Annotated in this window: 23 protein-coding genes and 1 pseudogene; 10 read left to right on the top strand and 14 right to left on the bottom strand. The window is 59.3% G+C overall.

Annotated features, from left to right (window positions below; genetic code table 11):
* Window positions 1-286: 286 nt before the first annotated feature.
* From ALO80_RS26240 to ALO80_RS31665, 3 genes are all read left to right on the top strand, one after another.
* Window positions 287-1504 carry an aldose 1-epimerase family protein gene (locus ALO80_RS26240; RefSeq protein WP_055011086.1) on the top strand — a complete coding sequence of 406 codons (1218 nt, stop codon included), beginning with the start codon at window positions 287-289 and terminating at the stop codon, window positions 1502-1504.
* Between the two features lie 144 nt (window positions 1505-1648).
* A complete protein-coding gene (locus tag ALO80_RS26235) occupies window positions 1649-2326 on the top strand; it encodes a type 1 glutamine amidotransferase domain-containing protein (protein ID WP_055011085.1) in 678 nt (225 codons plus the stop codon).
* A gap of 118 nt (window positions 2327-2444) precedes the next feature.
* Window positions 2445-2594 carry a hypothetical protein gene (locus tag ALO80_RS31665; protein ID WP_083493421.1) on the top strand — a complete coding sequence of 50 codons (150 nt, stop codon included), beginning with the start codon at window positions 2445-2447 and terminating at the stop codon, window positions 2592-2594.
* A 6-nt stretch (window positions 2595-2600) separates the two neighbouring features.
* Here the strand turns inward: ALO80_RS31665 and ALO80_RS26230 are convergent, their stop codons facing one another.
* The 3 genes from ALO80_RS26230 to ALO80_RS26220 all read right to left on the bottom strand — a co-directional run bounded on the left by ALO80_RS26230 (window position 2601) and on the right by ALO80_RS26220 (window position 6039).
* Window positions 2601-3536: a LysR family transcriptional regulator gene (locus tag ALO80_RS26230; protein WP_055011148.1), complete on the bottom strand. Its 936-nt coding sequence runs from the start codon at window positions 3534-3536 to the stop codon at window positions 2601-2603.
* Between the two features lie 68 nt (window positions 3537-3604).
* Window positions 3605-4828 carry a cyanate transporter gene (locus ALO80_RS26225; protein ID WP_055011084.1) on the bottom strand — a complete coding sequence of 408 codons (1224 nt, stop codon included), beginning with the start codon at window positions 4826-4828 and terminating at the stop codon, window positions 3605-3607.
* A 119-nt stretch (window positions 4829-4947) separates the two neighbouring features.
* Window positions 4948-6039, bottom strand: a complete 1092-nt coding sequence (locus ALO80_RS26220) for an MBL fold metallo-hydrolase (protein WP_055011083.1) — start codon at window positions 6037-6039, stop codon at window positions 4948-4950.
* A 194-nt stretch (window positions 6040-6233) separates the two neighbouring features.
* Between ALO80_RS26220 and ALO80_RS26215 the strand changes: the two genes are divergently transcribed.
* Window positions 6234-6848 carry a TetR/AcrR family transcriptional regulator gene (locus ALO80_RS26215; protein ID WP_054985292.1) on the top strand — a complete coding sequence of 205 codons (615 nt, stop codon included), beginning with the start codon at window positions 6234-6236 and terminating at the stop codon, window positions 6846-6848.
* A 19-nt stretch (window positions 6849-6867) separates the two neighbouring features.
* On the opposite strand, the gene fahA is transcribed toward ALO80_RS26215, so the two are convergent.
* Both fahA and hmgA read right to left on the bottom strand, forming a co-directional pair.
* The gene (gene fahA / locus ALO80_RS26210; RefSeq protein ID WP_055011082.1) at window positions 6868-8163 is read right to left on the bottom strand and encodes a fumarylacetoacetase; all 1296 of its coding nucleotides are present in this window, start codon (window positions 8161-8163) and stop codon (window positions 6868-6870) included.
* Window positions 8163-9467, bottom strand: a complete 1305-nt coding sequence (gene hmgA / locus ALO80_RS26205) for a homogentisate 1,2-dioxygenase (RefSeq protein ID WP_055011081.1) — start codon at window positions 9465-9467, stop codon at window positions 8163-8165. The genes fahA and hmgA overlap by 1 nt, the downstream gene beginning before the upstream one ends.
* A 138-nt stretch (window positions 9468-9605) precedes the next feature.
* Here hmgA and ALO80_RS26200 point away from each other — a divergent pair, with 138 nt between their 5' ends.
* Window positions 9606-10394, top strand: a complete 789-nt coding sequence (locus tag ALO80_RS26200; RefSeq protein ID WP_055011080.1) for an IclR family transcriptional regulator — start codon at window positions 9606-9608, stop codon at window positions 10392-10394.
* A 117-nt stretch (window positions 10395-10511) separates the two neighbouring features.
* On the opposite strand, the gene hppD is transcribed toward ALO80_RS26200, so the two are convergent.
* Window positions 10512-11588: a 4-hydroxyphenylpyruvate dioxygenase gene (gene hppD / locus ALO80_RS26195; RefSeq protein WP_055011079.1), complete on the bottom strand. Its 1077-nt coding sequence runs from the start codon at window positions 11586-11588 to the stop codon at window positions 10512-10514.
* A 142-nt stretch (window positions 11589-11730) separates the two neighbouring features.
* Window positions 11731-12366 carry a maleylacetoacetate isomerase gene (maiA, locus tag ALO80_RS26190; RefSeq protein ID WP_055011078.1) on the bottom strand — a complete coding sequence of 212 codons (636 nt, stop codon included), beginning with the start codon at window positions 12364-12366 and terminating at the stop codon, window positions 11731-11733.
* A gap of 161 nt (window positions 12367-12527) precedes the next feature.
* Here maiA and glcD point away from each other — a divergent pair, with 161 nt between their 5' ends.
* Genes glcD through ALO80_RS26170 form a run of 4 tightly spaced genes read left to right on the top strand, consistent with a single transcriptional unit; the run spans window position 12528 to window position 16763 of the window.
* Window positions 12528-14027: a glycolate oxidase subunit GlcD gene (gene glcD, locus ALO80_RS26185; protein WP_055011077.1), complete on the top strand. Its 1500-nt coding sequence runs from the start codon at window positions 12528-12530 to the stop codon at window positions 14025-14027.
* Window positions 14027-15085 carry a glycolate oxidase subunit GlcE gene (gene glcE / locus ALO80_RS26180; protein ID WP_055011076.1) on the top strand — a complete coding sequence of 353 codons (1059 nt, stop codon included), beginning with the start codon at window positions 14027-14029 and terminating at the stop codon, window positions 15083-15085. Before glcD ends, glcE begins: the two co-directional genes overlap by 1 nt.
* 2 nt (window positions 15086-15087) lie before the next feature.
* Window positions 15088-16314 carry a glycolate oxidase subunit GlcF gene (gene glcF / locus ALO80_RS26175; RefSeq protein WP_055011075.1) on the top strand — a complete coding sequence of 409 codons (1227 nt, stop codon included), beginning with the start codon at window positions 15088-15090 and terminating at the stop codon, window positions 16312-16314.
* Window positions 16315-16355: 41 nt separating this feature from the next.
* Window positions 16356-16763, top strand: coding sequence for a heme-binding protein (locus ALO80_RS26170; protein ID WP_054985301.1), 408 nt, complete (start codon window positions 16356-16358; stop codon window positions 16761-16763).
* Between the two features lie 78 nt (window positions 16764-16841).
* Here ALO80_RS26170 and ALO80_RS30155 read toward each other — a convergent pair.
* Window positions 16842-17003: pseudogene (locus ALO80_RS30155) on the bottom strand (YncE family protein); the annotation flags it as partial.
* A gap of 199 nt (window positions 17004-17202) precedes the next feature.
* Between ALO80_RS30155 and ALO80_RS31470 the strand changes: the two are divergent.
* A complete protein-coding gene (locus ALO80_RS31470; RefSeq protein WP_055011074.1) occupies window positions 17203-17547 on the top strand; it encodes a hypothetical protein in 345 nt (114 codons plus the stop codon).
* 246 nt (window positions 17548-17793) lie between these two features.
* Here ALO80_RS31470 and ALO80_RS26160 read toward each other — a convergent pair whose 3' ends face one another.
* The 6 genes from ALO80_RS26160 to ALO80_RS26135 form a co-directional block, all read right to left on the bottom strand.
* Window positions 17794-19038 (bottom strand): SGNH/GDSL hydrolase family protein, encoded by a 1245-nt coding sequence (locus tag ALO80_RS26160; protein ID WP_055011073.1) that lies wholly within the window; start codon window positions 19036-19038, stop codon window positions 17794-17796.
* The gene (locus ALO80_RS26155; protein ID WP_055009974.1) at window positions 19035-19214 is read right to left on the bottom strand and encodes a hypothetical protein; all 180 of its coding nucleotides are present in this window, start codon (window positions 19212-19214) and stop codon (window positions 19035-19037) included. The genes ALO80_RS26160 and ALO80_RS26155 overlap by 4 nt, the downstream gene beginning before the upstream one ends.
* A gap of 95 nt (window positions 19215-19309) precedes the next feature.
* A complete protein-coding gene (locus ALO80_RS26150) occupies window positions 19310-19855 on the bottom strand; it encodes a glycoside hydrolase family 19 protein (protein WP_055011072.1) in 546 nt (181 codons plus the stop codon).
* 60 nt (window positions 19856-19915) lie between these two features.
* Window positions 19916-20194, bottom strand: a complete 279-nt coding sequence (locus ALO80_RS26145; protein WP_055011071.1) for a tail fiber assembly protein — start codon at window positions 20192-20194, stop codon at window positions 19916-19918.
* Complete coding sequence (locus ALO80_RS26140) at window positions 20187-20543, bottom strand: hypothetical protein (protein WP_055011070.1); 357 nt, start codon at window positions 20541-20543, stop codon at window positions 20187-20189. Before ALO80_RS26140 ends, ALO80_RS26145 begins: the two co-directional genes overlap by 8 nt.
* Window positions 20543-21382 (bottom strand): hypothetical protein (locus ALO80_RS26135; RefSeq protein ID WP_055011069.1); only part of this gene is annotated, 840 nt, incomplete at its 5' end. The genes ALO80_RS26135 and ALO80_RS26140, both read right to left, overlap by 1 nt.

Genomic DNA, 21382 nt, shown 5'->3' with positions numbered 1-21382 from the left:
GGACAGTGCGGTTGTCTGTTCTCTTGGTGATCTGTCAGTACGATAGCGCGATCCAGGCGAATCGCCGCCCCGCTCACAGGCGCGACATGTGCCCGCCACCTGCGTACGTGAGCCACCTCACGAAGACCTCAGCGTGGCCGCTGAGCACCTCACTGAAATACAGCTCCACAGCCGCTTCCGATTTGGCTAGACTCAATCGATTGCTGAATCGTTTAACTGAGCGTTAAACAGGCGTTCAGACAATAGGCAAAACTATAATTCCAATAATTACAGAAGGACCATCGCCATGAAATCCCTTCCTCTGCTCGTGGGCCTCGGCGCCCTTGCTGCCGCTTCCAGTGCGTTTGCCTGGGATTACGTGCTCCTGGACACCGACAAGGCTGCGCAGAATCAACAGATCACCAGTCAGCAACTGGGCGTCAAGACCGACAAGCCCTTCACGATCACGATGCGCACCCTGCACGGCGGTCGTCAGGAAGGCGTGAGCATCATCGATATCGACAACGGCACAATGAAGCTTTCAGTCGTCCCGACCCGTGGCATGAACGTGCTGCAGGCATCGGTGGGCGATGTGCGTATGGGCTGGGATTCGCCTGTCAAGGACGTGGTCAACCCGGCATTCATCGAACTCAATGGTCGCGGCGGACTGGGCTGGCTGGAAGGGTTCAACGAACTGGTGACCCGCTGCGGATACGAATGGGTGGGCCATCCGGGCATGGACAACGGCGAGCTGCTGACGCTGCACGGCCGTGCTGCGAACATTCCGGCCAGCAAGGTGACGCTGGAGATCGACGAAAAGCCGCCTTATGCAATACGGCTCAAGGGCGAACTGAAGGAGCAGGCATTCAAGAAAGTCGACTTCTCGGTACAGACCGAGCTGGTCACCGAGCCCGGCAGCACGAGCTTCTCGCTTAACGACACGCTGACCAACAATGGCGATTACCCGAAGGAATACCAGGCGCTGTACCACAGCAATTTCAGCACGCCGTTCCTGGAGCAAGGGGCGCGCTTTGAGGCACCGGTCAAGCAGGTCTCTCCGTTCAACGAGAAAGCCAAGGGTGATCTGGGTGACTGGCAGACCTACCGTGCACCGACGCCGGATTATGACGAGACGGTCTACAACGTCGTCCCCTATGGCGATGCCAAGGGCGACACGCTCACTGTACTGCACAACAAGGCTGGCAGCCTGGGTGTGTCCGTTGGTTTCAATACCAGACAGCTGCCGGTGTTCTCACTGTGGAAAAACACGGACACCAAAGGTCAGGGCTACGTGACCGGACTGGAACCGGGGACCAGCTTCTCCTACAACCGTCGCTTTCAGCGCCCGCTGAATCTGGTGCCGACCATTGCGCCCAAAGAGCAACGTCAGTTCCAGATCAGCTACAGCCTGCTGGCTGACAAGGGGGCTGTCGACAAAGCGCTTGGCCAGGTCAAGAGCATTCAGGACGGACGCGAAACCGAAGTGCGTAAGGAGCCGCTGGTAGACCTGACCAAGGAGCAGTGATCCTCGTCTGAGCAACGCCGGGTTTCGACGCAGGCCACTGCGCTGAAATCCGGCCTTGAAACGTGACGGTCGTAAAATATTCTGACAACACCTGAAGGTTTCGCGTGTCTACACACTCTCAACCCTTCAACGAAGAGCACGAATATGAAAATCCTGATAGTTTTGACCTCCCATGACCAACTGGGCGACACCGGCAAGAAAACCGGTTTCTGGCTCGAAGAGTTTGCAGCGCCTTATTACGTATTCAAGGATGCCGGTGCCGAGGTCACGCTGGTATCGCCTGCTGGCGGTCAGCCGCCACTTGACCCGAAAAGCGACGAGCCCGACGCCCAAACCCCGGAAACCGAGCGTTTCGCCAAAGATACCGATGCCCAGAACGTGCTGGCCACTACCGGCCGCCTGGCCGATGTCAACGCTGCCGATTTCGATGCGGTGTTCTACCCTGGCGGTCACGGTCCGCTGTGGGATCTGGCCGAAGACCCGCTGTCGATCAAGCTGATCGAAGCCTTTGCCAAGGCCGACAAACCGCACGGTCTGGTGTGCCATGCGCCTGGCGTGCTGCGCCATGTAAAAGCGCCAGACGGTCAGCCGCTGGTCAAGGGTCGCCGTGTCACCGGTTTCACCAACAGTGAAGAGGAAGCCGTTGGCCTCACCGACGTCGTGCCCTTTCTGGTAGAGGACGCGCTCAAGACGCTGGGCGGGGATTACTCCAAGGGGGATGACTGGGGCGTCTATGTGCTGACCGATGGCAAGCTGGTGACGGGGCAGAACCCGGCCAGTTCCGCCCAGGCGGCCAAGGACGTGCTTACCCTGCTGAACTGACCGGTGTGTGCGGTTCGGTGCCCGAAAACATCGCACCCTACCGCACGTCATTCAAATCGAATCTTGCAGATCCGCCACTGACCAACCATCAGATAACCCAATAATCTGGAATACGATCATGGCAGATGAATCCAAACGTGAAGACCTCGATCACAAAGCGGAAAACGCCGGCAAGGTGGGCGAGAAGAACAAGCAGCTCAATCAACAGGGCGAGCAGCCGAGACCTGGCACCTCACCAGACCCGCAGAAAGACAAATCCGGCAACTGACGCGCGTCAGAGCAAGCCGCGCTCGGCACAGACTTTCACAACCTGTTCACGCAGCCAGCCACTGGCCTCGTCCTGATCGGCCTGAGCGCTCCACAGCATGTCCAGACTGAAGCCGGGCAGGTCCGGCGGCAGCTCGAACACTGAAATCCAGGGTTCATTGCCCAGCAGAGTCTGAATGCGTCGTGGCAAGACCAGAATGAAATCAGTGCCTTCAAGCAATTGCAGTGCGGCGCGGTAGCTGTTGGCGCGCGCGACGATATTGCGTTCCAGCCCCTGACGTTGCAGCCAGCCATCTACCATGTTGGTGTCGGACGTCCACGGCGTGGGGTAGACATGGCGGTGCTTGACGAAGGTTTGAGTGTCGATCAGAGCGCTGAGCGGTGCAAACCGCGAATCCATGACACAAACCAGATCGTCTTCAAGCAACACTTGCGAAATCAGGCTGTCCGGCACTCGGTGAAAACCCGGGCCGAATCCCAGGGCAAGGTCGAAAAGGCCATCGTTCAACTGCTCGGCTGGCAATTGCTTCGCAAGCTTCTGGACGTTTACCGTCACTGAAAAACCTGCGGCGACAAAATCGCGCATCAAATGCGGCAACACCAGCAGCTCGAAATATTCCGGAGCACATACCGTGAAGGTGGTTTGCCTGCGGGTTGGATCAAACAGGTTCAGGCCGTCGTGGCACAAGTTGACCGACTCGAGAATCTGCTGAACATGGGCGTGCATGGCTAACGCCTTGCGGGTCGGGCGCATGCCATTGCGGGTGCAGATAAACAGGTCGTCTTCGAAGTTGGCACGCAGCTTTTTCAGGCAATAACTGACCGTCGACTGGCTGACATGCAACGCTTCCGCGACCAAGGTCAGGTTGCGCTGTTCATACACTGAGACAAAGACCATCAGGTCCTGCATGTCCAGCTTTCTCAGGGCATTACTGTTGAGCATCGAGGCATCTCGCTGGCGCTGCGATCGGACGATCAGATCCACGCGAACAAGATAGCATCAAAATGCAATCATGCCGTATCGCCATTGATTACAGGTCTGAGACGGGCGCTGCGCAGGTGATCAGCATAGCGTCGAGGATCGAGTCGCACCACCATCAACAGCAGGACCGCGACCAGCGCAATCAGTGACCACCATGCGCCGGCGAAACTGCCCGTCAGGTCTCGGATCACTCCGGCAAGCAGCGGCGACAGGCTGGCGATGAGATACCCTGTACCCTGCACGAATGCAGTCAGATCGCCCGCCTGTTGCGGGTCATCAAGGTGATCCATGGACACGACAAGACTCATCGGAAACAGGCCGCCGATGCCCAACCCCAGCAAGCAGGCCCACAACAGACCCAACTGCCGCGGCATCAGAATCAGCCCGGCAAAACCGATCATCATCAACACCAGCAGCACCGCCAGAGCCACGCGTTTGTCGCGGCTGCGATTGGTCAGCGCCGGAACCAGCAAACCCGATACGACCTCCATCAGGGTCAGAAAGCCCAGCACCAGCCCTGCACCCTGCTCGCTCCAGCCATTTTCCAGATAATACGGGGCAAGCCATGCCAGCACGCAGGTATAGGCTGCTGTACCAAGCCCGAAAAAGACCCCCAGCATCCAGGCCCGTGGCGTGTAGAAGAAAGTCTGCCGAACCCGAGCAGCGGTTGACGCGTCTGCCTCTGACACATGCCGCTGGGCAAACCACACGCACGATGCCAATAGCGCCAGGAGCGACCACACTGCCAGACCGGCGCGCCAGCTGCCGCTGCCGTTCATCACCAGCGGGCTGAACGACGCGGCCAGCGCCGCGCCACCCATGATCGCGGTGACATACAACCCCATGCACAACGAGACATTGGCCTTGAAGCGCGATTTGATCAACGCGGGCATCAGCGCCTGAATCAAGGCAATGCCAAAGCCCGCCAGCACCGCGCTGACAATCAGCTCGACAGCAGAGTCGAGAAACAGACGTGCCAGAGTTGCCACACCGATAACCCACAGCGACAACATGATGCTGCGATGCGCCCCCAGGTGGCGGGCAATGCCCATCCCGAAAAACATCGCCAGGCCCATAGCCATGACCGGCAGCATGGTCAGCAACGAGGCGGCCCCGAAACCCAGTGGCACCTCCAGGCGTATTGCAGCCAGCAATGGACCGACCGCAGCCATCGAAGGGCGCAAGTTAAGTGCCACCAGTACGATACTGGCCATCAACCCTATATTCCGAACCGCCAAGCCACGCGCCTGCATACCGTACCGCCACCATTGCCGTCGAGGGGTCACGATTAAGCCGGGCGTATGCTGACAGGGCAAATCAAATTCTGGATCGTGCTATCGAGAAATCAGTTCGGCGATACCGCAGGCAATCTTCAGGCGTTCTGGCGACGGCATTTGCAGGGCGCTGGACTACCTGTCTGCGCAGACTCGACCTCGACAGCTTCATCGACACCCAGCCACCAGGTCAAACCCCGACACGGGTATTGCACGTAGAACGGCTGCCCCATCATCGGCGTGGTGATTGATACATTCTGCTCCCAGGCCAGCGCCAGAATGCGATCAAACGGTTCGTGCCAGGCATGCATGGACAGGTCGAAGGTGCCATTGTGAATCGGCAGCAGCCAGCGACCGCGCAGATCCAGATGCGCCTGCAGCGTCTCCTCGGGCTGCATGTGCACGTGCGGCCACTCAACGTTGTAGGCCCCGGTTTCCATCAGCGTCAGATCGAACGGCCCGTATTGCTCGCCGATGGTCTTGAAGCCATCGAAATAGCCGCTGTCGCCGCTGAAGAAGATCCGCTGATCACCAATGATCATCACCCAGGACGCCCACAGAGTCCGGTTGCTGTCGAGCAGCGTACGCCCGGAGAAGTGCTGCGACGGGGTAGCGACAAATTCGATGCCTGCCACTTGCGTGGACTGCCACCAGTCCAGTTGACGTACCTTGTGTGCAGGCACCCCCCACTCGATCAGCGTATCGCCCACTCCAAGCGGTGCCAGAAAATGCTCGGTCTTGTCGGTCAGGGCCTTGATAGCCGTGCGATCCAGATGGTCGTAATGGTTGTGCGAAAGAATCACAGCCTTGATCGGTGGCAACTCTTCGAGGCTGATCGGCGGCTGGTGAAAGCGCTGCGGTCCTGCCCACTGTACCGGCGACGCGCGCTCGGCAAACACCGGATCGGTCAGCCAGAACTGATCACGCAGTTTGAGCAGCACCGTCGAATGCCCAAGGCGATATACGGTGTTGTTCGGGGCTGCCAGCAGTTGCTGGCGCGACAGCGGCTGCACCGGAATCTCACCTGCCGGGCGCGTATCCTTGGGCTTGTTGAACGCCTGATCCCAGAAAATGCGAAGTGTTCGCAGCAGACTTGCCGGTTTCATCGTCGCATGGTTCCGGTATCGCCCCTCGTGACGGGACAAGACAGGCAGTGAAGAAGCATCCTTTTTCTGATGTGTCGAGGCCATGGTGTGCTGACTCCTGGGGACAGGTTGAGGCTCCAGCCGTGCATACTTCGTACGTGATCCCGTTGCAGGATGCTCGATGAAAAATATGTAACAGTTTTTTACACTACACGGTGTAGTTTTAAGCTTGCATGATCCTTGGCGACAAGTAAACTGCTGAGTGTAATTTTCTCTAAACGTACGTTTGAAGCGAACCTATGACCGCACCCATGCGCCTTACCGATCAGAAACGCGAATCCATCGTCCAGGCAGCTATTGCCGAATTTGGCGATCGTGGTTTCGAAGTCACCAGCATGGACCGCATCGCGGCACGAGCCGAGGTCTCCAAACGCACGGTCTACAACCATTTCCCCAGCAAGGAAGAGCTGTTCGCGGAGATGCTTCAGCGCCTTTGGAGCTGCGCTCCACCGCAGTCGGAAGTGATTTACCACCCGGATGTCAGCTTGCGCGAGCAACTTCGGGATCTGCTCTGGGGCAAGATGCGCAACCTGACCAACAGCCATTTTCTCGACCTGGCCCGTGTCGTGGTAGGTGCCACCATTCACTCCCCCGAGCGCGCTCAGGTGTGGATGGCGCGTATCAACGAACGCGAAGAGACCTTCAGTGCCTGGATCCGGGCGGCGCAGAAAAACGGTCGTTTGAAGCCTGTCGATCCTGGCTTTGCAGCCACGCAGATGCACGCTCTGCTCAAATCGTTCGCATTCTGGCCACAGGTCACCTTCAATGCCGCCCTGCTCAATCCTCAGGAGCAAAATGATGTGGTTGAGTCTGCACTGAACATGTTTCTGGGTTGGTATGAAATAACCCACTGATGCTGACCGATCCGGTTTTTCAGTCGAGCACAACGCCCCTGCACTCGCCAAAGCCGATCGACACGTGCCCGGGGCGGTGACAGCGGGCACGCAGGATCACTTCGTCGCCACTCTGCAGAAACATTCGCTCCTCGCCGTTGGCTAACGTCACGGGTTGCCTGCCGCCCTGGGTCATCTCCAGCAGACTGCCATGCTGACCTTCCTGCGGACCGGACAGCGTTCCGGTGCCAAGCAGATCGCCCGGTTGCAGCTTGCACCCGTTGACGCTGTGGTGTGCGACCATCTGCGCCACTGTCCAGTACATGTTCAGCGAGTTGCTCAGGCCCAGCCGTTCAGGCGCCAGCCCTTGGGCTTTCATCATGGTTGTCAGCAGCAGCACCTCCAGCTCGATGTCCAGCGCACCGCCCTGCTGATCGCCTTGATCAAGCAGGTATGGCAGCGGCTGAGGATCGCCCTCGGGACGTGCCGGCTGAGCACAGCGAAACGGTGCCAGCGCTTCGGCGGTCACCACCCAGGGCGAAATCGTCGTGGCAAAGCTCTTGGACAAAAAAGGTCCCAACGGCTGATATTCCCACGCCTGAATATCGCGTGCCGACCAGTCGTTGAGCAGACAGAACCCGGCGATGTGCTCGGCAGCCCGATCGATCCCGATGGCGTCGCCCTGAGCATTTCCCGGCCCGATCCATACGCCCAGTTCCAGTTCGTAATCCAGGCGTTTGCAAGGTCCGAAAACCGGTACTTCCTGCCCTGGCGCGAGGGTCTGCCCGCGGGGCCGTCTGACAGGCGTTCCGGACGTACACAGGGTCGATGCCCGGCCGTGATAGCCAATCGGCACGTATTTGTAGTTCGGCAATAGCGGGTTGTCCGGGCGGAACAGCTTGCCGACGTTCAGCGCATGGTGAATACCGACATAGAAGTCAGAGTAATCGCCCACCCGCGCAGGCATGTGCAGAGTGCATTCGCTCATCGGCAGCAGCAGGCCTGTGACTGTTTGCAGACTGCCACGCTGCGGGCTGTCCGCATCCAGCAGTTGCAGCAATGCGCTGCGCAATACCAGACGGGCAGATGCGCCCAGCGCAAAAAAATCGTTGAGCTGGTCGCGGCTGGCCACTTCGGCAGCTTCTGCCGCCTGCCCGTGAAAAACCCGTGCGGTTGTTGCTGCACGCAGATCAACAATCATATCGCCAATGGCCACGCCACCACGCGGACCGGTTTCGCCGTGGCTGAATACGCCCAGCGGCAGGTTCTGCAGCGGAAAATCAGGGTGATTGTTGGCCGATGCCACCCAGCTGTGGCGATTGAGGTGAGCAGTCATCAGAGCGGTCCCCTGTTGAACGTTCTGGCCATGTCATTCCAGCAGGCGTCGTAATCGGTTTGCAGTTGCGGACAATCGAGCGCGTAACGACTTGGGCGCAATACCTTGCCGGTTTCGAACATGAACGCCATGGTGTTCTCGATCCTGTGCGGTTTCAGGTCGGCAGCGATGGCCTTTTCTGACGTGACATTATCAGGGCCATGAGCGCTCATGCAGTTGTGCAGCGAGGCACCACCAGGCATGAAACCTTCGGCCTTGGCGTCATAGGCACCGTCGAGCAGCCCCATGAACTCGTTCATCAGATTGCGATGAAACCACGGCGGGCGAAAGGTATTTTCCGCCACCATCCAGCGCGGCGGGAAGATCACGAAATCGATATTGGCCTGGCCGTGCATGGCCCCAGGCGAGGTCAGCACGGTGAAAATCGATGGGTCCGGATGATCGTAGCTGACCGTGCCCAGGGTGTTGAAACGCCGCAGATCGTATTTGTATGGAACGTTGTTGCCGTGCCAGCCCACCACGTCGAAGGGTGAATGCTGCAGTTGTGTCGACCACAATTCGCCAAGAAACTTCTGCACCAGTTGCATCGGTTGATCGCTGTCTTCGAACCAGGCCACCGGCGTCAGGAAATCCCGGGCATTGGCCAGCCCGTTGCTGCCAATCGGACCCAGCTCCGGAAGGCGCAAGGCGCAACCGTGGTTCTCGCAGACATAACCGCGGGCACTGTTGTCGAGCAGTTGCACGCTGAACTTCATACCGCGCGGCAGGACGGCAATCTCCAGCGGCTCGATGTCCAGCAGGCCCATTTCCGTGATGATCCTGAGTCGCCCCTGTTGCGGCACAATCAGCCATTCACCGTCGGCATTGAAAAAGGCGCGCTGCATGGAGGTATTGGCTGCGTAAACGTAGACACTGACGCCTTCGGCCTGATCCGCTGCCGAGGTACTGGCCAGGGGGATCAGGCCGTCAATGAAGTCGGCAGCCTCGGCAGGGATGTCGAAGGCATTCCAGCGCAGCCGGTTGGGGTTGATCGGGCCCTGCTCATGACCGGCGATCTGCTTATTCAGGCGCTGGTAAGGCGGATGAGCAGCCGAAGGCTTGATGCGGTACAGCCAGGTACGCCGGGCTTCGCTGCGTGCGACCGTGAACGCGGTGCCGGAGAACTGCTCGGCATACAGGCCCAGCGGGTGCTTTTGGGGAGAATTCTGGCCAATGGGCAATGCACCGGGCAGCGCCTCGCTGCTGAACTGGTTGCCAAAGCCCGACTGGTAAGCCAATGCGTCGGAACTGGAACGGATAGCCATCTGGACCTCTTGTTGTTATGGGTCGAACAGAGACAGGATGAAACATCATTTAACGTAAACTCATTACGCATAACGTAATTTGAGTTTGCCAGCCGGTCAAGCTATAAAGCTGCCTTTACCGAGCGGCGCACAGCACCCATGACCCAGGAAATCGAAAGCCCGACAGGCGGACGTCAACAGAAGGTTCAGGCCGCAGAGGTCGGGCTGGGCGTGCTCAAAGCGCTGGCCGAACTCTCACCCTCTACGTCGTTGTCGAAGCTGGCGGACCATCTGGGCATGCCCGCCAGCAAGGTACATCGTTATCTGCAGGCGCTGATTGCCAGTGGTTTTGCCGAACAGGATGCTGTCAACAATCATTACGGGCTGGGCCGCGAGGCATTGCAGGTCGGGCTGGCGTCACTCGGCAAGCTGGATGTACTGAAGGTCTCGGCACCGTGGCTGGCCAGCTTGCGTGACGAACTGAACCAGACCTGCTTTCTGGCGGTATGGGGCAACCAGGGCCCGACTGTGGTGTATGTCGAGCCGTCTGTGGGCGCAGTGACGCTGGTCACGCAGATTGGCTCGGTACTGCCGTTGCTCGGCTCGTCTACCGGCCTGGTGTTCGACAGCTTTCTGGCAGACCGCGACACCGTCCGGCTTCGCCAACAGGAAGTGCCCCTTCTCGATAACGACCAGTTGCACGACGTCGAGCTGCATCACGAGCAGATCCGTACGACGGGCGTCCACCAGATTCAGGGCTTGCTGATGCCTGGCATCAACGCAGCGTCGGCCCCGCTGTTTGCGATGGGTGACAAGCTGGTGGGGGTGATTACCGTGGTGGGGCCAGGATCGGTGCTGACTGATGAGGCGCACAGCCTGGCGGCTCGGCGCCTGTCAGAGACCGCCGTGGCGATCAGCGAGCGTATGGGTGGCAGGCTGCCGGTTTAGGGCAGCCAGTGCAACGTCGCGTAGTCAACATCTGGCGCGAAGCGCAAAGCGCCGCACGCCAACGTCTATGGGCATGACGAGCGGTCTACCGCTCCGCAGCCCCCAAAGGTCAGGGAATCAGTCCGGGCTCAGTACCCCACGCTGGATCTGGTCCCGCTCGATGGATTCGAACAGCGCCTTGAAGTTGCCTTCGCCAAAGCCGTCATCGCCCTTGCGCTGGATGAACTCGAAGAACACGGGGCCCATCAGGGTTGCGGAAAATATCTGCAGCAGCAGTCGGCGCTCACCGCTCTCGGAGGAGCCATCGAGAAGGATGCCGCGCGACTTGAGTTCGGCTTCCGGTTCGCCATGATCGGGCAGGCGTCCCTGCAGCATTTCGTAGTAGGTATCCGGCGGCGCGGTCATGAAGCGCATGCCGGTCGCTTTCAGCGCATCCCACGTCTTGATCAGATCGTCGGTAAAGAACGCCACATGCTGAATGCCCTCGCCATTGAACTGCATCAGGAACTCTTCGATCTGCCCGGCCCCCTTGGACGACTCCTCGTTCAGCGGAATACGGATCATGCCATCCGGAGCGGTCATGGCCTTGGAAGTCAGGCCGGTGTATTCGCCCTTGATGTCGAAATAACGCAGCTCGCGGAAGTTGAACAGTTTTTCATAGAAACTCGCCCAGTACGCCATGCGGCCGCGGTACACATTGTGGGTCAGGTGATCGATGAATTTCAGACCGGCACCGACCGGGTGGCGCTCAACGCCTTCGATAAAGTTGAAATCGATGTCGTAGATCGACGTGCCTTCGCCAAAACGGTCGATCAGGTACAACGGCGCGCCACCGATGCCCTTGATCGCGGGCAGACGCAGTTCCATGGGCCCGGTGGCGATTTCCAGTGGTTGTGCGCCCAGTTCAAGCGCCCGGCCGTAGGCCTTTTGCGCGTCTTTGACGCGAAACGCCATGCCGCATACCGAGGGACCATGCTCGGCGGCAAAGTAGGACGCCAGGCTGTGCGGCTCGTTGTTGAGGATCAGGTTGATCGCGCCCTGGCGATACAGGGTCACGTCCTTGGAGCGGTGAATGGCGACCTTGGTGAAGCCCATCATCTGAAACACAGGCTCCAGGCTGTTGGGGGTAGGTGACGCAAATTCGATGAATTCAAAGCCCATCAGGCCCATTGGATTTTCATAGAGATCAGCCATGACTGGCTCCTTGCAGGAAAGTGAGAGTGGGTTATCAACGCAATCACGTCCCTGCGGGCGGCGCACACGGAATCCCTCGCACGCTGCGTGCGAGGAAATCACCAAATATCAGTTGCAGACCGAGAATCTTCATGAGGGCAGCCTACTCCGGCTTGTCCGGTTGTGCATCGGGGTGCGCCTGTTGAAAGGCCGCATGTTGCATGGCCAGACGCTCGACCCGCTGGATACGCGGGTATGCACTCGAATCGACGTTGTAGCGATGGGCCGCATACAACTGGGGTAACAGGTAAACGTCCGCGAGACCGGGGCTCGCACCAAAGCAGAAACCGCTCTCTGCGATCAACTGCTCGACAGCCTGCAGACCTTCGCCGATCCAGTGGCCTGCCCAGGCCAGAACAGCAGCCTCATCGTGCCCCAGACTGCGCAACCGGTCGAGCACCGAGACGTTGTGCAAGGGGTGAATATCACAACCGACGAGCCCTGCGACGGCCCGTTGCCGAGCCCGCATGACAGGGTCATGCGCCAGTAACGCAGGCTGCGGGTAACACTCTTCCAGATATTCAATGATCGCCAGTGACTGGATGATGACAACACCATCGTCAAGCCTCAATGAGGGCACTCTGCCCTGCGGGTTGAGCACCTTGTAACCGGGTTGGCGCTGCTCACCGCCGTCGAGCAACAGATTGACCGGGATGGCAGTGTGATCCAGCCCCTTGAGGGCCAGCGCAATACGCACACGGTAACTGGATGTCGAGCGGTAGTAAGTGAATAGGTCCACGGAAATCGCCTGCCCGACGCACGGGTGCTGTCTTTATTATTTTCATAACCATATTACGCAATGCGTAAATTACGCGATCCACCCGACGCTGTCAACTCAAGGCTTGAGCCGAATGAGCTACGATGCACTAACCCGATAAAAAAATAACGCAGGGGGACGGCATGAATATTCTTTACGACGAACGCATCGACGGCGTGTTGCCTGCGGTCGACAAACAGCAGTTACTGCATGCGCTGCAACGGCAACTGCCGGATCTGGACATCCTGCATCGTCCCGAAGAACTGCGGCCCTATGAATGCGACGGGCTGTCGGCGTATCGCACCACGCCAATGCTGGTGGTATTGCCGCGTCATGTCGAAGAAGTCCAAACCCTGCTCAGGCTGTGCCACACGCATCGTGTACCGGTGGTCGCTCGTGGTGCGGGCACCGGGCTTTCAGGGGGTGCGTTGCCGCTGGAAAAAGGCGTACTGCTGGTGATGACACGCTTCAACCGGATCCTCGATGTTGACCCGGCCGCTCGTCTGGCAAGGGTTCAGCCCGGTGTGCGCAACCTGGCCATTTCCCAGGCAGCAGCGCCCCACGGCCTGTATTACGCGCCTGACCCCTCCTCGCAAATCGCCTGCTCCATCGGCGGCAACGTGGCGGAAAATGCCGGTGGCGTGCATTGCCTCAAGTACGGACTGACCGTGCACAACCTGCTCAGGGTCGAGATACTGACCGTCGAGGGCGAGCCCATGACACTGGGCAGCGACACGCTGGATTCGCCCGGTTTCGACTTGCTGGCACTGTTTACCGGCTCCGAAGGCATGCTTGGTGTTATCACCGAGGTCACGGTCAAGCTATTGCCCAGGCCGCAAGTGGCCAACGTACTGCTGGCGGCATTCGATTCGGTAGAAAAAGCCGGACGTGCGGTGGCCGATATCATTGCCGCAGGCATCATCCCCGGTGGCCTGGAGATGATGGACAATCTGGCGATTCGCGCCGCCGAAGACTTCATTCACGCAGGCTACCCGGTCGACGCCGAAGCTATCCTGCTCTGCGAACTGGACGGGGTCGAAGCCGACGTGCATGCCGATTGCGAACGGGTTCGCGAGGTATTGACCCTGGCCGGCGCGACCGAAGTACGCCAGGCACAGGACGAGGCCGAGCGGGCGCGCTTCTGGGCCGGACGCAAAAACGCTTTTCCGGCCGTCGGCCGTCTGTCGCCGGATTACTACTGCATGGACGGCACCATCCCGCGGCGCGAGTTGCCGGGCGTATTACGCAGTATCAAGGAACTGTCCGGGCAATACGGATTGCGCGTGGCGAATGTCTTTCATGCTGGCGACGGCAACATGCACCCGCTGATCCTGTTCGATGCCAATCAACCGGGTGAGCTGGAGCGCGCCGAAGCGCTGGGCGGCAAAATCCTCGAACTGTGCGTCAAGGTCGGTGGCAGTATCACCGGCGAGCACGGTGTCGGTCGCGAGAAGATCAATCAGATGTGCGCGCAGTTCAACAGTGACGAACTGACCTTCTTCCACGCCATCAAGGCCGCGTTCGACGCCAGCGGCCTGCTCAATCCTGGCAAGAACATCCCGACCCTGCATCGCTGTGCGGAGTTCGGTGCCATGCATGTTCATGCCGGGCAGTTGCCATTTCCCGAACTGGAGCGCTTCTGATGAGCGCAATGGACAATGACGCCAGCCAGAGGCTGCTTGAGCGAGTCAATCAGGCCCTCCAGGACAGCACGCCGCTACGGATTCAAGGGGGCAACAGCAAGGTATTTCTCGGCCGTGAAACAGCAGGCGAAGTGCTCGATACCCGCGAACACCGTGGCATCGTCAGTTACGACCCGACAGAACTGGTGATCAGCGCCCGCGCCGGTACGCCATTGATCGAACTGATGCAGGCGCTGGACGGCGCAGGCCAGATGCTGCCTTGCGAGCCGCCCGATTTCGGCGCAGCGACGCTTGGCGGCATGGTCGCTGCGGGGCTGTCGGGGCCGCGCCGGCCGTGGAGTGGCTCGGTACGTGATTTTGTACTGGGTACGCGGGTCATCACCGGGCTCGGCAAGCACCTGCATTTCGGCGGCGAAGTCATGAAAAACGTCGCAGGCTACGATGTTTCGCGCTTGATGGCGGGCAGTTTCGGCTGCCTCGGGGTGTTGACCGAAGTGTCGCTCAAAGTGCTGCCCAGGCCGCGGCTGTGCAGCAGCATCGCGCTGGAGATGGACTGCACGCGTGCCTTGACCTGCCTCACTGAATGGGGCCGGCAGCCGATACCGATCAGTGCTGCCAGCCACGACGGTCAGGTGCTGCGCCTGCGCCTTGAAGGCGGTGAAAGCTCGGTGGCCGCCGCCCATGAGCGGCTCGGCGGCGAATTGCTTGAGGCTGTGTACTGGCAACAGTTGAACGAACAGCGCCTGCCCTTTTTCCTCGACCCGCGTCCCTTGTGGCGGCTCTGCGTGCCTGCCGACAGCGGCATGCCGGATCTGCCAGGCGAACAACTGATCGATTGGGGGGGCGCGCAACGCTGGCTTAAATCCGACGCTGACGGCGAAGCCATCCGAGCAATCGCGACGGCGCTTGGCGGACATGCAACCTGCTTCAGCCCAGGCGTTGTCGACAGCCCCTTTCAGCCGTTGGCCGCACCTCTGCTGCGCTACCATCAGGCACTCAAGACCCGGCTCGACCCGCAAGGCATTTTCAACCCCGGCCGACTGTACGCGGAGTTTTAAGCATGCAGACCACACTGAGTGAACACGCCAGAACCCTGCCACGTGCCGATGAAGCCGAGCGTATCCTGCGCAGTTGCGTGCATTGCGGCTTCTGCAATGCCACCTGCCCGACCTATCAGTTACTGGGTGATGAACTGGACGGTCCACGCGGCAGAATCTACCTGATCAAGCAGGTCCTGGAAGGCCAGCACGTCACCGAAAAGACTCGCGTGCACCTGGACCGCTGCCTGAGTTGTCGCAACTGCGAAACCACCTGCCCGTCCGGCGTGGATTACCACAACCTGCTGGACATCGGCCGTGCGGCAGTCGATGCCCTGGTCCCCCGCCCGCTCGGCCAGCGCCTGCTGCGTGAAGGCTTGCGCCAGATAGTCCCCCATGCAGGCCTGTTCCGGTTCCTGACCGGAGTGGGCATGAAGTTCAGGCCGTTATTGCCGCAGACACTGGCAGCCAAACTGCCTGTAACGGTCCATGCTGCCGGGCGTCGCCCGGCTTGCGCTCATGCGCGTCAGGTGCTGTTGCTTGAGGGGTGCGTGCAGCCAGGCCTGTCACCCAACACCAACGCCGCCACGGCACGCGTGCTCGATCGTCTGGGTATCGGTATTACCCCAGTCAGCACGGCCGGATGCTGCGGCGCTGTGGATTACCACCTGAATGCACAGGACGCGGGGCTGGATCGGACGCGACGTAACATCGACGCCTGGTGGCCTGCTCTCCAGGGCGGTGCCGAAACCCTTATCCAGACAGCCAGCGGTTGCGGTGCCTTCGTCAAGGACTATGGTCATTTGCTGCAACATGATCCGGCCTACGCCGACAAGGCCATGTGCATCAGCGCCCGTACGAAGGATCTGGTCGAAGTACTGCGCGACGAACCGCTGGAAACCCTCGGCATCAAGGCCGACACGCGGCTGGCGTTTCACTGCCCGTGTACCCTGCAGCATGCACAAAAACTCGGTGGTGAAGTAGAACGCGTGCTGACTCGACTAGGCTTCAACCTGACCGCTGTGCCGGACGGTCATTTATGTTGTGGCTCTGCCGGCACCTACTCCATCACCCAGCCGGCGCTGGCCCGGCAATTACGCGACAACCGCATGAACGCGCTGGAAAGCGGCAAACCTCAGGTCATCGCCACCGCCAATATCGGCTGTCAGACGCACCTCGCCAGTGCTGGCCGGACGCCGGTGCGACACTGGATCGAGCTGATTGACCAAGCGCTTGGCACTCCTGATTGACACTGAACTGCTAATCGATAACCACTGCTCCGGAGAACTCAATGAAAATCAAAGCCGTCCTGACCCAGACCGAAGTCAGCCTGATGCTGGGTGCCGCACGCGATGAGGCGCAGGCCAATGACTGGGCTGTCGCCATTGCTGTCGTTGATGACGGCGGCCATCTGCTGGCATTCGAGCGACTGGACGACGCCTCGCCGATCAGCAGCTATATCTCGATCGAAAAAGCCCGCACCTCGGCACTCGGCAAACGTGAATCCAAGGGTTACGAAGAGATGATCAACGGAGGGCGCACTGCATTCCTCAGCGCTCCGCTGCTCACCTCGCTGGAAGGCGGTGTGCCGGTCATCGTTGATGGCCAGGTGGTTGGCGCGGTAGGTGTTTCCGGCGTGAAGGCCGAGCAGGATGCCCGGATCGCCAAAGCTGGTATCGCTGCGCTGAATGCCGACTGATCGTTAAAGCCGCCCGATGACAGAGACATCCAGCCACTGCGTCTCTGTAATCGGTCGTAGCAGGCTTCGCAGAAGCTGCTACAACCTGTAGATCGAAATCCAGCTCATGTCCGGGTGGGTGGAATAGATATACGTCCCCGTGCTGTTGAGCACCGCGCCACCTACCGAAGGAAAGTACGCGATACAGGTGGCGATTCCCTTGACGGTGTCGATCCGGTACACGTCGTAGTTACAGGTGTATGACAGATGCGGTAAATAGGGGGTTACAGCGCTACTGAATGGCACTAAAACCCCCTATAGGGCACATTGATTGGTACGAAAAGTGGTACGAGTTTACGCACACCAAACCCTCCCCCGGCGTCCTGCCGACGAACACCACTCCCCAAATCTGAACCACTCAACTACTGTATGCCCATACAGCAATTGAGAATCATCCATCATGAACATCGATTACGCCGAAGACTGGCCGTTCTGCCCCACAGAGGAACAGATGCTTAAACAGCACGCTCACCTGGTGGCGGAAGAAAACAGACTGCTGCGCGACGAGGTCGACCGATATCGCAAGCACGTCACGAAGCTCATCGACATGCACAACGATGCGGCGCTCGAGCGTGACAAGCTCAGGATAAAGCTGAGGGATGCGGACAGCCGGATATCTGACTTGCTACGCGACGCCTGCGATTCCTGGGCGACAATCAACTCGCAGAAGTACGTCATCGCCCAGCATCGCGAGGTGATGAGAGAAGCGGGAATCAGCCCTGAAAGATGGGGCGGCGAGGCGTAGCAGTCGAAGCAGCGTTACACCTTGCGACTCCCGATCTGCCCGGCCTTGCCTAGCCGCGCTACATAATCCACATCAGAATATTCCAGAAAATATTCCCGGTCTGCCAACTTGCGATTTTGCGCAAGTTGACAAATCGGCGGATCAGAAAGGAAGTTTGGTTGACAGAACCGCGAATCAGCCATAACGGGGAAAAACTTCACGAACTCCAGATTACGGGATTCGCTCTAGCACACGGCCTGATGGCACTTAAACCTTCCTGATGCCGAACTGCGCGGCCTTGACTGTCGAGCCCTGCGGCACGCCTGCTGCCAGGTACAGCCCCATACGTGACGTGATCACGGTTTCAGTCAGGTCAATCGTGCCGCGCTGCGTCTCCAGCGCCCCGGCAAAGCGTGCCGGCATGGTGAACGGCTCTTGGTACTTGTCCATCGAGCGATAGTAGATTGTGGTCGAGGCCCCGCTGACGGGCTTGGTGATGGTCAACTCAGCCTCCCAGGCCAATATGCCGCGCGACGAGCCGACGATATCCACCGCCGACACCATCTCAATAACGTCACCGGCTGCTAGGTTGGCCTGCACAACGTTGGCCGTTGGCTGCACGTAAATGTAGCCGCCCGCCGCCGCCATGCTCCCGCCCAGCTCGATGCACTGCGCCTCACCAAGCGCGGCAGGCTCCTTGTACCAGCGAGTGGTGATTCCGGCCAGGCCAGAGCCCACCGCCTTGTAACTGTCCGCCAGAACAGATCCGGCCACAGCGTTCACGCCCGCCGGTAGAGTGCCGCCAGTGCCCGCCATCAGCGGGTTGGCATTGAGGCAGCCGTAGGGCCGGATGGCCGAGTAAACGTCGCCAGCATCGGTGGGCAGCGGGATGCCGGGGAATTCGAAGTTGGCATTGATGATCGGCACCACGCGCGAACTGATGAATTCAGCGCCAATGATATTGGGGTGCAGACCCTCCACCGTCATGGCTTCTGTGAAGCCATCCCAAATATTCACGACCGGCACGAACTGGCTGACATAGGTCAACACCCAGTCTTTGTAGGCGATCGCATCGGCCAGCGCCTGCCCGGTCAGCGCCCTGCTACCGAAGCGCGGCGTACCAGTGCCGACGATCAGGTACTTGCCCGGCGTGTTGAGGACCGCGGTCACGATCTTCATCACGTTGGCTTTCGTGTCAGCCAGGCCCATACCTGCCGTGGTGCTGTCGTTGGTGCGGGATAACAGCAGCCACAGATCGGCCGTCGACGACGCAATGCAGGCCGGTAGCCTGGCCAGGAACTGCCCGGTGTGGTCGCCGACCTTGCCCTGGTTGTCGAGGTAGCTTGGAAACAGGCCGGTGCGCGCCGCGATCCAGGCCGCGTAGCCATACGCCTCAGTACCGAAGGCCGTCGCCGCGATAGTGTGGCAGTTGCCCGAGAAGCTATCGCCCAGCAGACCAAGTCCGCGGCGTATCGGCTGGCGGCTTGGGATCGGGTTGACCAGAAGGCTCATGCGTACACCTCAAATGCAGCGCCACCGGTTGGCACATAGCGGATTGTCGCTGGCGGAATGCTCAGCTGATAGCCGCCGTCTTTCCAGAACGTGTCGGTATTGATCCAGCTATCACCGGCCTGGATCTGGACTGACACCGATCCGCCGTTCGCCTTTACTGCCAATGTCACTTTCATGGTGCGGTCGTAGGTTTCTTGTTTCGTCACTGTCTGCACAGCATTCCCCCTGCGGCCTATGGCCTGAAATGGATTGGTCGAGTGGAGCACGGTGTTTACGCCAGCACCTTCAATGCCCGGGCGTACAGCGCCTGCCGATCGGCGAGACCATTCGTGCCACCGTTGATTCTGCGAGTGATTTGGAGAAGGTCGCCCTTGTCTGCCAGCGTGTTGAGTTTTGCCCTGTCCCAGAACCATGCAGCCGACATGGCTGCGTGATCTGGCAGCTCGAGCAATTCAGGATGGTTGATCAGGTCCAGGCCCAGCGCTTCGCCGCACGCCTCGTAGTTGGCCCGGCCCGTAACCTGAATCAGGCCACGGCCACGGTAGAGCTGGCCGTCTCCATCGGCCTCCGGCGTGTTGCCCAGGCGCTCAGCCAGCTTGCCGGTGTCGTACTTTGACAGGTAGGCGCTGCCGCCCAGCTCGCGCACGTAACGCAACTGGCCAGACTCATGACCGACCTGAGCAATGAACGCCGCAATGCGTGGCACCGTGACGATCTGGTACTTGTTCATGGCCGTGTTGAGAACGGGTGCAAAAACGCCGGCTTTCTGGCCGGCGTTCGGGAGGATCTGCAGTAGTTGCTGCGCGGTGATCGGCATCAGTGTTTCTCCGGGCAAAAAAATACCCGCTCGATGGCGGGGCTCGTTGTTTTTTCTGATTCAGCTTGGCATCACTGGCCAGTCGATAGACTCGAAGTAGCCGGGCTGAGTCGGGATTCGATTTAGAGCAACCCGGTATTGCTTCCAGGCTTTCAGTGACGCCACCTCATCGGCAGTAGCGTCATCGATATCCACGGCATCCTGAAGAGGGGCTATTGTGTAGTCCGCGATCTTTCGAAGGCGGGCAATTTCGCTAACCACATCGGCCAGGCGCTGCTTGGCGGCTTGCTCTTGCTTCATTTCCTTGGTGATCAGACGTGACCAATCTATGTTACTCATTGGACTGCTCCTTGATTTCAGGGCTGTCTTCTTGCAAGCGCATTACTGGAATAGGCAGGGGTTGAGGTAACTGTATCAGCCCGTCAGGAACATTCAGAAGCGGAACAGGAAACGCCTGTTCTTGGCTATAGTTTTGCGGAAGCGGGATTAACAAAGTTATTTCAAGCTCGCCATTATTTAGCTCAACATCCCCCTCAAGCCAGATAGAGGATATTGCAGACCTTGGCAGGGTTGATCCCTCCAGCATTGGCGAGAAGTCAAATGACTCACCATTGACGACGATAGTGCTCCCGTATTTATAAGCTTCGAGCGTATCGTCTCGGCGCTGGGGCGTAAGATTAATTTTCATCAGAACCACCTTCCTATAGCCATCAATCCGAGTCTGTAGACCTGAGAAACGCTAAAGTTTGCTGTGATGGTTGCACGCGTTTCGCTGCCTGCAACCATGTACCCACTGATGCGTGTGCAGGTGAAGTTGTCATTTGATTCCGCAAATTGAAGAGTGACGCTTACTTCTGCGGCGTTTCCAACAAATGGCATGGGCGGCGTCCAGAATGCCGTAGCCGTAGTACCTGCACCTGATGGACCGAATGCGTAAGCTCGGTTCCAACATATCTGCGTTCCGTCTCCGAAGCGAACAAAATTCCCATTTGTATTGCTTCCTGCTTCAACAACATTTCGCCCTGCCACCTGAATTCCGGCAGCGTTGAAAACACCTGCCGAAGTGAGCGTGGCCACCCCGGTGCGTTCTGTGTTGTTGGCGTTTACGGTACTGAATGTGAAGCCTCCAGTCCCGCCGCCCTTGTTGCAGACGAATGCCATCTCGCCGCTAAAACCGGCAATGTTCCCTTCGTTCCAGCCGACAAAGCCGCCTTGCGTAGCACTGACGGATACCTGAGAGACCTGAAGGCTTTGCAGTTTCGGCGCATATGCCCCACCTGATGACGGCATGGCTCCGAGGGCAACCAGTAATGCCGCATTGCTCGTCACAGCTACGCCGGTCCCACCCTTCGCTAGTGGCAAGATGTCATAGTTGCCAGTGGTGCCCAGAGCAGCAAGCTTGTCACCATACTGGAGCACCAGCGCCCGCAGCCGGTCAGCGGATTCCTTGACGTAGCCCTGTAGCGGAGCGAGCGCATAACCGCCAGCGCCATTGGTTGCGCCCTGATAGTTCGGCGAGATAGACAT

Origin of the sequence: Pseudomonas caricapapayae, from assembly GCF_001400735.1 — a bacterium.
Lineage (GTDB): Bacteria > Pseudomonadota > Gammaproteobacteria > Pseudomonadales > Pseudomonadaceae > Aquipseudomonas > Aquipseudomonas caricapapayae.
This window is presented reverse-complemented; position numbering and strand designations above follow the sequence as displayed.